The organism is Cupriavidus sp. PET2-C1, assembly GCF_054515855.1.
In genome coordinates, this window is sequence record NZ_JBTNRJ010000003.1 from 748,388 (window position 1) to 761,011 (window position 12,624).

At 62.6% G+C, this 12,624-nt stretch carries 10 protein-coding genes and 1 pseudogene; 5 read left to right on the plus strand and 6 right to left on the minus strand.

The window, feature by feature from the left end; genetic code table 11:
* Window positions 1-71 precede the first annotated feature (71 nt).
* A complete protein-coding gene (locus tag ACX12D_RS37155) occupies window positions 72-929 on the minus strand; it encodes an HTD2 family dehydratase (RefSeq protein ID WP_459376818.1) in 858 nt (285 codons plus the stop codon).
* On the minus strand, window positions 926-2,098 hold the full coding sequence (locus tag ACX12D_RS37160; protein ID WP_459376819.1) for a CaiB/BaiF CoA transferase family protein: 1,173 nt from the start codon (window positions 2,096-2,098) through the stop codon (window positions 926-928). Before ACX12D_RS37160 ends, ACX12D_RS37155 begins: the two co-directional genes overlap by 4 nt.
* A gap of 181 nt (window positions 2,099-2,279) precedes the next feature.
* Here ACX12D_RS37160 and ACX12D_RS37165 point away from each other — a divergent pair, with 181 nt between their 5' ends.
* Window positions 2,280-3,191: a LysR family transcriptional regulator gene (locus tag ACX12D_RS37165; RefSeq protein WP_459376820.1), complete on the plus strand. Its 912-nt coding sequence runs from the start codon at window positions 2,280-2,282 to the stop codon at window positions 3,189-3,191.
* Window positions 3,192-3,527: 336 nt separating this feature from the next.
* Here ACX12D_RS37165 and ACX12D_RS37170 read toward each other — a convergent pair whose 3' ends face one another.
* From ACX12D_RS37170 to ACX12D_RS37185, 4 genes are all read right to left on the minus strand, one after another.
* The gene (locus ACX12D_RS37170; protein WP_459376821.1) at window positions 3,528-6,977 is read right to left on the minus strand and encodes a pyruvate carboxylase; all 3,450 of its coding nucleotides are present in this window, start codon (window positions 6,975-6,977) and stop codon (window positions 3,528-3,530) included.
* Window positions 6,978-7,040: 63 nt separating this feature from the next.
* A complete protein-coding gene (locus ACX12D_RS37175; protein ID WP_459376822.1) occupies window positions 7,041-7,415 on the minus strand; it encodes a PHA-granule associated protein 4 in 375 nt (124 codons plus the stop codon).
* Window positions 7,416-7,934: 519 nt separating this feature from the next.
* Entirely contained in the window at window positions 7,935-8,669 is a 735-nt protein-coding gene (gene can / locus ACX12D_RS37180; protein ID WP_459376823.1) for a carbonate dehydratase, read from the minus strand.
* 797 nt (window positions 8,670-9,466) lie between these two features.
* The gene (locus ACX12D_RS37185) at window positions 9,467-9,967 is read right to left on the minus strand and encodes a Bug family tripartite tricarboxylate transporter substrate binding protein (protein ID WP_459376824.1); all 501 of its coding nucleotides are present in this window, start codon (window positions 9,965-9,967) and stop codon (window positions 9,467-9,469) included.
* Here ACX12D_RS37185 and ACX12D_RS37190 point away from each other — a divergent pair.
* From ACX12D_RS37190 to ACX12D_RS37205, 4 genes and pseudogenes are all read left to right on the plus strand, one after another.
* Complete coding sequence (locus ACX12D_RS37190) at window positions 9,863-10,201, plus strand: transposase (protein WP_459376825.1); 339 nt, start codon at window positions 9,863-9,865, stop codon at window positions 10,199-10,201. The genes ACX12D_RS37185 and ACX12D_RS37190 overlap by 105 nt on opposite strands.
* Window positions 10,198-10,536 carry an IS66 family insertion sequence element accessory protein TnpB gene (tnpB, locus tag ACX12D_RS37195; RefSeq protein WP_276288186.1) on the plus strand — a complete coding sequence of 113 codons (339 nt, stop codon included), beginning with the start codon at window positions 10,198-10,200 and terminating at the stop codon, window positions 10,534-10,536. The genes ACX12D_RS37190 and tnpB overlap by 4 nt, the downstream gene beginning before the upstream one ends.
* Before the next feature lie 70 nt (window positions 10,537-10,606).
* Window positions 10,607-12,205 (plus strand): IS66 family transposase, encoded by a 1,599-nt coding sequence (gene tnpC, locus ACX12D_RS37200; protein ID WP_276288187.1) that lies wholly within the window; start codon window positions 10,607-10,609, stop codon window positions 12,203-12,205.
* Window positions 12,206-12,267: 62 nt separating this feature from the next.
* A pseudogene (locus ACX12D_RS37205) lies at window positions 12,268-12,615 on the plus strand (transposase domain-containing protein); the annotation flags it as partial.
* Between the last annotated feature and the right edge of the window lie 9 nt (window positions 12,616-12,624).

Here is a 12,624-nt window from a genome sequence, read left to right on the forward strand (position 1 = left end):
GTTCTAGGCGAGGCGCGTCCTCGCTGCATGGCGATGCGCGCCCCGCACATGTTGTTGCGTTGCGACCGGCTTCAGAACGTGGCTTCGGCCCGCATGGACACCGCGCCGCTGGGTAGAGCGCTCCAGACGAGGAAGCCGCCCTCGCTACCGTCCTCTTCGGTGGCGTGCGCTGCATTGATGCTCAGCTCGCTACCCAGCAGACTTGGCTGCACACCCCGGTAGCGGAAGCCACTGAGCCGGTGGCCGCTGACTTCTTCGGCAAAGCCGGCCAGCAGGGTGGCGTTCAGTGGGCCATGGATGACCAGGTTGGGATAGCCCTCGACCTCGCGGCAATAGTCCGCGTCGTAGTGGATGCGATGCCCGTTGAAGGTCAGTGCAGAGTAGCGGAACAGTGTGGTCGAATCTGGACGGAACGGCTTGCTCCGCGCGGGCGTAGGCATCGGCTCCTGCCGGGCGCCCGCGCTGCCGGCTGACGCCTGCTTGTAGACAATGTCGTGCGTTTCGCTGACAGCTACCTGGCCTTCATGCAGGATCTGATGCAGCACGGCGACGAAGACGAGGTCGCCGCTGCGCCCCTGCTTGTGTTCCACCGACATGATGCGCGAGCGCTTTTCCACGCGACTACCCAGCGGCAAGGGCGAATGAAAAGCGACGTTGCCGCCGGCCCACATGCGGTTGGGCAACGGCACCGGCGGCAGGAAGCCGCCGCGCGCGGGATGCCCATCGCGACCCAGTTCCGCGGGTGGCAGGCCTTCCAGAAAATAGATCCAGTGCCACAGCGGCGGCAACGGTGTGCCTTCCTGCAGATCGGCTTGCGGCAGTCCAAGCGTTGCCGCCATCAGCCGGGCCTGCCGGACCGAGAGCACATCGTGGTCGGCGACTTCCTTGCCGACCCATTGGCGTAGGTGTGCGAGATCGATTGTACTCATGCTGCCAGCTCCTTGTTGTGATTGGCAAACTCTGTGCGCAGGCTGGCCGTGTGCTGTCCGATGGCTGGCGCGAGGTCAAAGCGTTGGGTGTCCCATGGCGCGCGCACCGGTGGGGCAATCATGTCGATGTCGAGGCCGCCCACGGGCATGGGCCAGGTGCGCAGCGCCGGATGGACGGCCATCTCCGCGACGGAGCGGACCTGGCCGTAGGCGGTGTTCGCCTCTGCCAGTAGCGCCAGTGCGTCGCCAACATCGAGCGCTAGGAAGCGGACGGCAATCACGGCATCGAGTTCTGTACGGTTGGCCACGCGCGAGGTATTAGAAGCAAAGCGCGCATCGCTGGATGCCTCGGGGCGCTGCAGGAATATGTCGCAGAAGTGCCGCCATTCGCGCTCGTTCTGGATGCTGATGACGATTTCTCGACCATCGCGTGTGGCGTAGGCGCCGTAGGGAGCGATGGACGGGTGCTTCAGGCCCTGGCGCGTCGGCGCGCCATTGCCATAACGCTCATGCAGGTAGGGGATCGTCATCCAGTCCGCGGCGCCATCGAACAGCGACACCGCGATACCAGAACCCTTTCCGGTGCGTTCGCGCAAGGCCAGTGCGGACAGCACACCGATGGCCGCGTTCATGCCCGCGCCGATGTCGCAGATCGAAACTCCGATGCGGCCGCAGGCCTCGGGTGCGCCGCTGATGCCGGCCAGGCCGCTTTCGCATTGCACCAGCAAGTCATAGGCCTTCAGCTCGCTGGCGGGTCCTTCGGCGCCATAACCCGAGATATCGCAGGTAATCAGGCGGGGATGGCGCTGGCGCAGGGCTTCACTGTCGAAGCCCGCGCGCGCTAGCGCGCCCGGCGCCAGGTTCTGCACGAACACATCGGCGCTGGCGATGATGCGTTCCAGCAGCGCTGCATCCTCCGCTTGCTTGAAGTCGAGCACGAGCGACTCCTTGCCCCGGTTGGTCCAAACGAAGTAGGAGGCTTCGCCGTTGGCAGCTCTATCGTAGCCGCGTGCGAAATCGCCTTCGGGCCGCTCGATCTTGATCACGCGCGCGCCCAGTTCGGCAAGGCGGCAGGTGCAGAGGGGCGCCGCCAGCGCCTGTTCGATCGATACCACTAGCAAGCCTTCCAGCGGCTTGGCAGACTGTTGCGGTGCAGCAGGCCCTTCCATCCCAATCTCCGTTCATAAGGGTGATCGGAGTATGGTCAGAAGCACGGCGCAGATAAAGCGAGCATTGCCGAACAAAGCGTTCGTCTAAATCGAACGCTTGCTGTCCAGGGTGGCGATTTTTCCCGGATTCAGCCAAGAGCTAGCGGTAGAATGTCGATGCTTTCGACATTCACTAATCCTTGTGGCATACGACCTGACCGACTTGAAGGTATTCCTGGCCATTGCTGAAGAGGGCAATCTGTCACGTGGCGCGGAGCGGTGCCATCTAGCGCCTTCCTCGGTCAGCCTGCGCATCAAGGGGCTGGAAAGCGCAGTTGGCACGCCCTTGCTGGTGCGCCAGGCGCGCGGGGTGGTGCTCACCCCGGCCGGTCACGTGATGGTCGAGCATGCCCGCCGTTGCCTGGCGCAACTCGAGCAGATGCACGCGGACTTGTTGCCCTTTGCCCAGGGTCTGACCGGTCATGTGACCCTATTCGCAAACAACAATTCGCTCAGTTCGTATCTGCCGGATGACCTAGCGCGCTTCTTTGCCAGCCACCCCTCGGTACGCATCACGCTGGAAGAGCGGCTGAGCCACGACATTATCGGTGCCGTGGCGGCCGGACGTGCCGACGTTGGCGTCGTGGCCTTAGAAGGGGAGTACCCGGATCTCGTTTTCCTGCCCTATCACGAGGATGAACTGGTCCTGCTGGCCCCGCGTGACAGCAAACTGGGCAAGCGCGGCAGGATCAGTTTTTCAGACTGCCTCGGCGAGCCATTTATCAGCCTGCAACATGGCGCGGCATTGCATACCTTCCTGATGAACCACGCCACCGCGCTGGGCGGCCGCCTCGACGTGCGAGTGCAGGTCTCGGGCTATCGCGCCATCGCGCGCCTGGTGTCGTCAGGCGCAGGTGTTGGCGTCGTGCCTCGCTCAGCGCTGGAGCAAGCAGACAGGGATCGGCTCGTCGTGGTGACCTTGTCGGAAGCGTGGGCGCGGCGCGACCTGCGCATCTGCGTGCAACGCAATCCGGCACAAGCCAACTATTTCCGGGAGCGGCTGGTCCAGACATTGTGCGGGAGTGAGAGCGGGATGGCGCCTGCGGTGATGTAGTGCAAGTGGCGGCACGCACCTGTGTCAACGCTGCGTCGTGGGCCTCAAGGATCCCAACGTAGAACTCGGAGGATAGCGTGATCCGCTAAATTCTGTGCATTCGCTGTCGTCCGACTTCGAGGAGACCACGGGTTTCCAACTGCTGGAGCGATCCTCCAAGGGCGTCAAGCTGACACCCGTGGGCCAACTAACCATGCAGCACGCCATGCGGCTCTTCCAGGGAATCGAGCGTTTCAACGCCGAACTGCGGATGCACCCAAGCTCTCCGTAGGAGGGCTTGGGCGGTCGGGCCGGGGGAGGCCCATGGCAATAACTCTTAGTATCAGAGCATTTGAACTAACTCGACTTCATCACCACCAGTAGGTCCTTGGCGTCCACCACGTCGCCTGGCGTGACATGGACCTTCTCGACCACGCCGTCGGCTTCGGCCTGGATGGTCATTTCCATCTTCATCGCTTCGAGCGATAGCAGGGTGGCGCCTGCCTTGACGATGTCGCCCGCCTTGACGGACACGGACGCCACCGCGCCCGGCATCGGGGCCGGCACATGCATCGGATTGCCTTCCTGCGCGCTCGGGCGGCGTCGCTTGCCGCCGCCGTCCCGGGTGGCGTCCACGCGCACCAGCCTGGGCTGGCCGTTCAGCTCGAAGAACAGCTTGACCTGCCCGTCGTCGTCCGCAACGGACTTGCCCAGCAGGCGGATTATCAGCGTTTTCCCCTGGGCAATGTCGACGGCGACTTCCTCGCCTTCCTGCATGCCGTAGAAGAACACGGGGGTGGGCAGCACCGAGACGTCCTCGTAGGTCTTGCGCGCATGCGCAAAATCGGCGAACACCTTGGGGTACATCAGGTAGGCGGAAATATCGTTTTCCGTCGGCGCATGGCCCAGCAACGCCTGCACGGCAGCGCGCGCGGCTTCCATGTCGACCGGCGGCATGAGCGCGCCCGGGCGTGCCGTGAGCGGGGCCATGCCATTTAGTATCTTGTCCTGCAGCGGACGCGGGAAGCCCTGCTCGGGGAAACCCAGGTCGCCGTGAAACAGGGAGACCACGGAGTCGGGGAACTGGATGGTGCTGTCGGGCGCCAGCACCATGTCAGCGCTGAGATTGTTGGCCACCATGTAGAGCGCCATGTCGCCCACGACCTTGGAGGTGGGCGTGACCTTGACGATATCCCCGAAGAGCTGGTTGACCTCGGCATAGGTCGTCGCCACGCGGGCCCACTGCGGCTCTAGGCCCATGGCCCGGGCCTGTTCGCGCAGATTGGTGTACTGGCCTCCCGGCATTTCGTGCAGATAGACCTCGGACGTGCCTGCGCGCATCTCGGATTCGAAGGGCGCGTAGTATGCCCGCACGTCTTCCCAATAGCGTGAGATTTCCTGGATGGCCTCGGGCGAGACCGCCGGGGCGCGCTCGGTGCCGTGCAGCGCGCTGACGATCGAGCCCAGGTTGGGCTGCGAGGTCAGGCCGCTCAGGGCATCGATGGCACCGTCCACCGCATCCACGCCGGCGTCGATCGCGGCGAGCACGCTGGCGGCAGCAATGCCGCTAGTGTCGTGCGTATGGAAGTGGATAGGTAGGCCGGTTTCCTGTTTCAGCGCGCTGACCAGTGCCTTTGCCGCCGCCGGACGGCACAGGCCCGCCATGTCCTTGATAGCGATGATGTGCGCGCCGGCGGCTTCCAGCTCTTTCGCCAGCTTGATGTAGTAGGGAAGGGTGTACCTACGTGTCGGGTCGAACAGATCGCCCGTATAGCAGATCGCCGCCTCGCACAGGGCGCCGGACTCGAGCACGGACTCCATCGCAACGCGCATATTGTCGATGCTGTTGAGCGAATCGAAGACCCGGAACAGGTCGATGCCGGTACCTGCGGCCTGCTGCACGAAATGACGGACCACATTGTCCGGATAGTTGGTGTAGCCCACGGCGTTGCTCGCGCGCAGCAGCATCTGCAGCAGCATGTCCGGCATGGCGCTGCGCAGCTTTTCAAGCCGCTGCCACGGATCCTCCTTGAGAAAGCGCATGGCAACGTCGAAGGTCGCACCGCCCCAGCACTCCACAGAGAACAGGCCCGGCAGCTTGGCCGCGTAGTGCGGCGCAATTTCCGCCATGTCGCGCGTGCGCATGCGGGTTGCAAACAGCGACTGGTGCGCGTCGCGCATGCTGGTGTCGGTCAGCAGGATGGCTTTTTGCTCACGCATCCACGCCGAGAATTTGTCCGGGCCGAGCTGCTTGAGCAAGGGGCGCAATCCGGCCTGGATGGGCGGGGTACCGGCATCCACCGGCAGGCGCGGCGCCCCGAACGTGCCGGCCGGCGCTGTGCGGCCGCGCATCTCGGGGCTGCCGTGCACGGTGGTCTCGCCGATGAACTGCAGCAGCTTGGTCGCGGTGTCCTTGCGCGCCGTGAAGCGGAACAGCTTGGCTTCAGTGTCGATGAAGCGGGTGGTGTAATCGCCAGCGGCGAACTTCGGGTGGGAGACCACATTCTCCAGAAAGCGCAGGTTGGTCGAGACGCCGCGCACACGGAACTCGCGCAGGGCACGGAGCATCCGCTGGGCCGCTTCATCGGCCGTCGGCGCCCATGCCGTCACCTTGGTCAGCAGGGAGTCGTAGTAGGGCGTGATGACCGCGCCGGAATACGCGGTGCCGCTATCCAGGCGGATGCCGAAGCCCGCGCCGGTGCGGTAGGCGGTCAGCCGGCCATAGTCGGGGTTGAAGCCGTTCTCCGGGTCCTCGGTGGTGACGCGGCACTGCAGCGCGTGGCCGCGCACTTCGATGCCGGCCTGCAGCGGCACGCCGGACGCAGCGTCGCCGATGCGCGCACCTTCCGACACCTTGATCTGCGCCTTGATCAGGTCGATGCCGGTCACTTGCTCCGTCACCGTGTGCTCCACCTGGATCCGGGGATTCACCTCGATGAAGTAGAACGCCGAGGTCTCCACATCCATCAGGAACTCGACGGTGCCTGCGTGCGTGTAGGATACCTCGTGCCCCAGGCGCAGCGCGGCCTGGCACAGCGCTTCGCGCTGGGCGGGATCGAGATAGGGCGCCGGCGCGCGCTCCACCACCTTCTGGTGCCGGCGCTGGATCGAGCAATCGCGCTCGAACAGGTGGACGAGATTGCCGTGGGTGTCCCCCAGCACCTGGACTTCCACGTGGCGCGCCTGGCGTACCAGTTTCTCAAGGTACACCTCGTCGTTGCCGAAGGCCGTCTGCGCTTCGCGGCGCGCCACGTCCAGTTGGGCATGCAGGTCGTCGGCGTTCTCGATCACGCGCATGCCGCGGCCGCCGCCGCCCCAGCTAGCCTTGAGCATTACCGGATAACCAATCGTCTGAGCGGCGGCAAGCGCGTCCTCTAGACTTCCCGTTAGCGCCGGCGTGGCAGGCATCACGGGCACGCCAGCACGCTGAGCTGCCTGCCGGGCGGCGATCTTGTTGCCCAGCGTGCGCATGACGTCCGGTCTGGGGCCGATGAAGACGATGCCTTGCGTCGCGCACGCTTCGGCAAAGTCCGGATTCTCGCTCAGGAAACCATAGCCCGGGTGGATGGCATCCACGCCGGCTTGCTTCGCCACCCTGAGGATGTCGGGAATGGACAGGTAAGCCTGCGTGGGCTTCAGCGACTTGCCAACCAGGTAGCTCTCATCCGCCTTGAAGCGATGCAGCGCGAACCGGTCCTCGTTCGAGTAGATGGCGACGGTACGAATACCGAGTTCGCTCGCGGCGCGCATGATGCGGATGGCGATCTCACCGCGATTGGCTACCAGTATGCTCTTGATCTGTTTCATTGCAGAGGATGCGGTTGTGCTTGGTTATCTCGATAGCCGCAGGACCGCGGCTTGCCATTTGCGCTATACCCAGCGCTCGTGCGGCCGCGCGCGCAACTGCGCGCCGGCCAGAATGCAATCGCCCAAGAGGGCGGCCATGCGCTCCAGTTCCCGCAGCCGTGACGCCGGAATCATCGAAAGCGGGAAATCGCAGTGGAGATTGCGCTGCCGATAGGTTGTCTTGGCCCGGGCCAGGCCGGCTTCCAGCGCGGCGAGGGAGGCGACCATTACGTAATCGGTGCCGCGTGCAGTCACGCGAATACCGCGCTGCAGCCCGAGCCGGCCAAGCTCCGCCGCGTCGCGCCACGCACTGGCGTAGTCAAGCTCCAACTCATCGTACTGCCGGGACCCGAGAATGTGCAGCGCTTCGAGCTTACTGTGCACGACGATCCTGCCCATGGGTGGGGTGGTGCTAGTAAGTCCGCGCATGTCGCATGCCCGGTCGCCCTACCGCCGCGATGTCCATGGGCCTGTGCGCCCGTCTTCTATCGCTAGTTGTGTATGGCTTCGTTTCTATGCTCCTCGAGCATGTCTTGGTCGCGGCAAGGCGGTCCGGCAGGGAAGGATTGGTCATGATTGCATGTGGGTTGCCATGCTTAGACTCTCGGCCATGGAGTTGGATATGTAAATTCCGAAAAATGTAATTTTTCGATACTAAAAACCTATCAAAAAGTGGACGAAACTGATCTTGTCAACTGCTCGAATCTTGCGTCTCGGCCGGGCAACGTCTCTCAAGACTAAAAAGTGAATTACGGCACTCTTTCTCGAGATTGTCCTCCTGCGCAACTGTAAGTTGGAGGTCTTGATGCCCACTAAGACGCATTCAGTCCCTTCAGTAGTCACGCTCCAGTTCATCTGCCGCACGTCGCCCGATGATGTGAAGCGCTTCAATCTTGGTGCGTGGGACTACGTGCTTTGTCATGCGAGAACCTGAGCGGACACTACACAACCACACTGCTGAGAGGCGAGGCCTGATGCGTGCCTCGACTTCAATTCGGCCACAGCCCGTGCATACGTCTCGTCCAACTCTTTTGAGGACCGGACTGAAAGGGCCAGACTTTTCAGTAGTCCGTCATGAAGCCCATAAATGAGGCCATGTACGGCGACTGTCTGACCTCGTGCCCATGCGTCTTGTAGCACCGTCGTCAAGCAGAGATTCCTGGTTTGTTCGAGAACGTTAAGCTGGCATGTGGCATAAAATTCTGCCTCTGTTGCTAGCGTATCGAGCCACGAAGAGTGCTTCTCGACCACGTCCCGGATGTGTCTCACCCAGTTGTCAGCGATGCCGATGCGCATCCCATCGAGGGCGGCGCGTACACCGCCGCAGCCAGAATGCCCAACGACCATGACATGCCGGACCTTGAGCATATCGACTGCGTACTGCAATACTGAGAGACAGTTCAAATCCGAATGTGCGACGACATTGGCGATGTTCCGATGAACGAAGAGTTCTCCTGGTTGCAGTCCCACGAGCTCATTCGCGGGCACACGGCTATCAGCGCAGCCAATCCAGAGCCACTGGGGCGCTTGCTGCTGCAGGAGCGACTGAAAAAAGCCTGGGCGTCTATCCTCAACTTCTGCTGCCCATTGGCGATTGTTCTCTAGCAGACCGTCCAGGCCCAGCTTCATCCTTCCGTTAGCTGTGTGGTTCATCTCTTAAGCTCTCCAGTGTGGCATCGTCGCCGGATAGCGGGCCGATACCCGACAACGGTCATAGCCTGACTGTCGACTAAACGTTACGACCTGTAAATTCCGAAGAACGGAAGCAATTCATACGCCGAACGTATCGGAGCCGATAGCGGTCGCTCGCAAAGAAATCCTTTACTTTGAGGAGCGACGGAGCGGCTTTCCCAGGTCAACCGAGAAGGGGGTATCGGTGGTCCAGACGTCGACGGAATCTGATGCTCTCGAGGGACTACCGCAGGTCGTATGCACGCCCTGCGCGAGGATGAGTCTGAGCAAATCACGCGTCCTATTTCGCGAGTTGCGAGAAATCTGCGCATCAGCGGATGCGATTGCTGATGGCCGTGGAGATTGGACATGGAACAGCTGGCGGAGCGAATAGCAGGCATCCCACCCGACACCGCCCGTCGGACATCTGTGTTTCAGACATCCTATCGCTCGCGCCATCCAAGGGATTCACCCGACACCTTTTGAGTGTCCGGAAGAACCCCTCCGGAAGTCTCTGTGAAATTGCCTTGTATGTACATTCCGAATTGTGTATCAGATTCATATGCGATTCGGATGTACCGGATGAATTCCCTAGTACGTTCCTAAACTGGCGTCTGCGACGAGCGCTCCGTTTGTGGGGACAAGGCACAACGTCCGTGTTCGGGGCGCCGTGTAACGGATCGCCGTAATGGCGCCAGTTGAAAGTGGATTAAAACGCGGATTCGAACGGCCTCAAGAATGCATCTTTCTGGCCGATTTAGCAAATCAACAGGAACGCATCAATCCAGCTTGATGCCGGCATCCAGGACCACCTTCTTCCACTTTCCGGCCTGGGTGCGCATCAGAGTTTCCAATGCTTCTTGACTGCCGCCTGCAGGCTCCAAGTCCATTTCAACAAGACGACGCTTAATTTCCGGGTCCACCAGAATCTCGTTGATAGCCTTGTTCAGCTTAGATGTGATGTCCTTGGGCGTTCCTGCCGGGGCAACCAGAGCCTGCCAGAAGATCATCTCGAAACCTGGCAGGCCATTCGTAAGCGTCCAGTTCTTCCGCCTTGAATCGATCCACGGGATCCTGCATCGTCCCCACGATGGAGGATCGTGGGGACGATGGATCGAGTGTCGACAACTATCGAGCGGCCACGCCGCAGAGAGTACAGCGCCGAGTTCAAGGCGATGGTACTGGAGCAAGCTCGCCAGTCTGGGGCATCGGTGGCCGGCGTGGCGCTCAGCCACGGGCTGCACCCGAACATGGTGCACAGATGGGTCAGAGAGGAACATGAACGCCAGATGCTGGCAGCGCAGCGCGAGGGCCGAGCGTTTATCCCACTGCATGTTCAGCCTGTGACAGCGACCATGCAGCCGGCCGAGGCGGTGCCATGCGAGACGCCACCTTCAGTAGCACCCGACGCCATCCGCATCGAGATCCAGCGCCCGGGCGGCACGCTGGTTGTGCACTGGCCTCTGTCAGCGGCACAGCAATGTGCCCAACTGCTCCTGGACTGGCTGCGATGATCCGCATTGACGCGCTGTGGTTGGCCGTCGAGCCCATCGACATGCGTGCCGGCACCGAGCGGCTGCTGGCGCGCGTGGTGCAGGTCTTCGGCGCAGCCCAGTCTCATCACGCCTACCTGTTTGCGAACGCCCGCCACACCCGCATCAAGCTATTGATACATGACGGCTTTGGCGTGTGGTGCGCGGCGCGCCGCCTCAACCAGGGACGCTTTGCCTGGCCTGCCATACAGGCCGGCGCCACCGGCGCACAACTGACGCAGGCGCAATTCGACGCCTTGGTGCTCGGCCTGCCCTGGCAGCGCCTGGAGGACCTGCGCGCCATTACGCGCATATGACGATGTTCACGGTGCGTTGACAGCATAAATCCGGATGGTGGTAGTACCCGGTGGCTGGCACGATCGTTCCATGCTGAACCTGCGCCAACTACAAGACCAAGGCCTTCAGGACCTCGCGCCCGAGGACGTCCTGGCACTGGCGCAGCAGATGCTCGCACACATCCAGCAGCAGGAACGCGAGATCAAGCTCAAGGACGTCAAGATCGAGAAGATCACCTTCGAGCTGGCGCGACTCAGGGCCTGGAAGTTCGGGGCCAAGACCGAGGCGATGAGCGCCGAGCAGCGCCGGCTGTTCGAGGAGACCCTGGCCGAAGACGAAGCCAGTCTGCAAGCGCAGTTGCAGCAGGCCAAGGGCGAGCCCTCTGCTGAAGCCAACACCAATTCCAAGCGCACGCCCCGTCGCCAGCCCCTGCCGGCCCACCTGCGCCGAGTCGAGCATCACCACGAACCCGAGGACACCAACTGCCCGACACCGGGCTGTGGAAGAGCCATGGTACGCGTGGGCGAGGACGTTAGCGAGAAGCTGGATATCGTGCCGGCGGAGTTCTTCGTGCACCGCCACATCTATGGCAAGTGGGCCTGCCGATGCTGCCAGCGCTTGGTGCAAGAGCCTGTTGAACCGCAAATCATCGACGGTGGCCTGCCAGCAGCCGGCTTGGTCGCGCACACGCTAATCAGCCGCTTCGTCGACCACCTGCCGTACTACCGGCAGGAGACGATCAATGCCCGCTCGGGCGTGCACACGCCGCGCTCAACATTGGCTGCATGGTCCGGGCGTGCCGGTGCCGCACTGGAACCGCTCTACGAAGCGCACAAGCGCTTCATACTTGCATCAAGGGTGCTGCATGCCGACGAGACACCGGTGGCGATGCTCGATCCGGGAGCCGGTAAAACCAAGCGGGCCTACATCTGGGCCTATTCGCGCGGCACCTTCGATCCACAACCTGGCGTGATCTACGACTTCTGTGTTGGTCGAGGCTCGCAGTACCCAATTGCCTTCCTGGGAGGTACCCGCGAAGACGGCAACGAGCGATGTTGGCAAGGTACCCTGGTGCGCGACGAATACGCCGCCTATGACAGCGTGTTGCAAGCCTACCCCGGCCGCATAGCCGCAGGATGTCTCGCCCATGCCCGACGTCGGTATGACGAACTGCTACGAAACCAGGGCGGCAGCACGGTCGCGCCAGAGGCACTGCGTCGCATTGCGCAGATCTACCGTCTTGAGCGGGAGTTCGCCACCCTGAGCAGCGAGCAACGTCTGGCCAGAAGGCACAGCGACGCCAAGCCACTGTGGGAGCAACTGCATGCCTGGCTGCAACTGGAGCGGTCACGTGTGCCCGATGGCGGCATCACAGCCAAGGCACTCGACTACAGCCTCAAGAACTGGCCGACGCTGACGCACCACCTCCTCGATGGAGAGGTAAGCGTGGATAACAACAGTCTGGAGAACCTGATCCGTCCCTGGGCCCTGGGAAGGCGCTCGTGGTTGTTCGCAGGCAGCGAACTGGCCGGTCAGCGCGCCGCGATCGTGATGAGCCTGGTGCAATCAGCCAAACTCAACGGGCACGATCCGTGGGCCTACCTCAACGATGTGCTGACCCGCCTGCCCACCCATCTGAACAGCCGCATCGACGAGCTGCTCCCCCACAACTGGCATTCCGCGTCCTGAGCGCGTCCGCTCTCTCACAAACGTCGTCGACGGCAAGGTGGGACGGCGGGACGCTTACACTGGAGCGGTCACGTGTGCCCGATGGCGGCATCACAGCCAAGGCACTCGACTACAGCCTCAAGAACTGGCCGACGCTGACGCACCACCTCCTCGATGGAGAGGTAAGCGTGGATAACAACAGTCTGGAGAACCTGATCCGTCCCTGGGCCCTGGGAAGGCGCTCGTGGTTGTTCGCAGGCAGCGAACTGGCCGGTCAGCGCGCCGCGATCGTGATGAGCCTGGTGCAATCAGCCAAACTCAACGGGCACGATCCGTGGGCCTACCTCAACGATGTGCTGACCCGCCTGCCCACCCATCTGAACAGCCGCATCGACGAGCTGCTCCCCCACAACTGGCATTCCGCGTCCTGAGCGCGTCCG

What these genes read in the sequence shown, in the direction of transcription:
- tnpB (WP_276288186.1), top strand. Translation starts at nt 10,198, where the DNA reads ATGATCCGCATTGACGCGCTGTGGTTGGCCGTCGAGCCCATCGACATG.
- ACX12D_RS37160 (WP_459376819.1), bottom strand. Translation starts at nt 2,098, where the DNA reads ATGGAAGGGCCTGCTGCACCGCAACAGTCTGCCAAGCCGCTGGAAGGC.
- ACX12D_RS37170 (WP_459376821.1), bottom strand. Translation starts at nt 6,977, where the DNA reads ATGAAACAGATCAAGAGCATACTGGTAGCCAATCGCGGTGAGATCGCC.
- can (WP_459376823.1), bottom strand. Translation starts at nt 8,669, where the DNA reads ATGAACCACACAGCTAACGGAAGGATGAAGCTGGGCCTGGACGGTCTG.
- ACX12D_RS37175 (WP_459376822.1), bottom strand. Translation starts at nt 7,415, where the DNA reads ATGGGCAGGATCGTCGTGCACAGTAAGCTCGAAGCGCTGCACATTCTC.
- ACX12D_RS37190 (WP_459376825.1), top strand. Translation starts at nt 9,863, where the DNA reads ATGGTACTGGAGCAAGCTCGCCAGTCTGGGGCATCGGTGGCCGGCGTG.
- tnpC (WP_276288187.1), top strand. Translation starts at nt 10,607, where the DNA reads ATGCTGAACCTGCGCCAACTACAAGACCAAGGCCTTCAGGACCTCGCG.
- ACX12D_RS37155 (WP_459376818.1), bottom strand. Translation starts at nt 929, where the DNA reads ATGAGTACAATCGATCTCGCACACCTACGCCAATGGGTCGGCAAGGAA.
- ACX12D_RS37185 (WP_459376824.1), bottom strand. Translation starts at nt 9,967, where the DNA reads ATGTTCCTCTCTGACCCATCTGTGCACCATGTTCGGGTGCAGCCCGTG.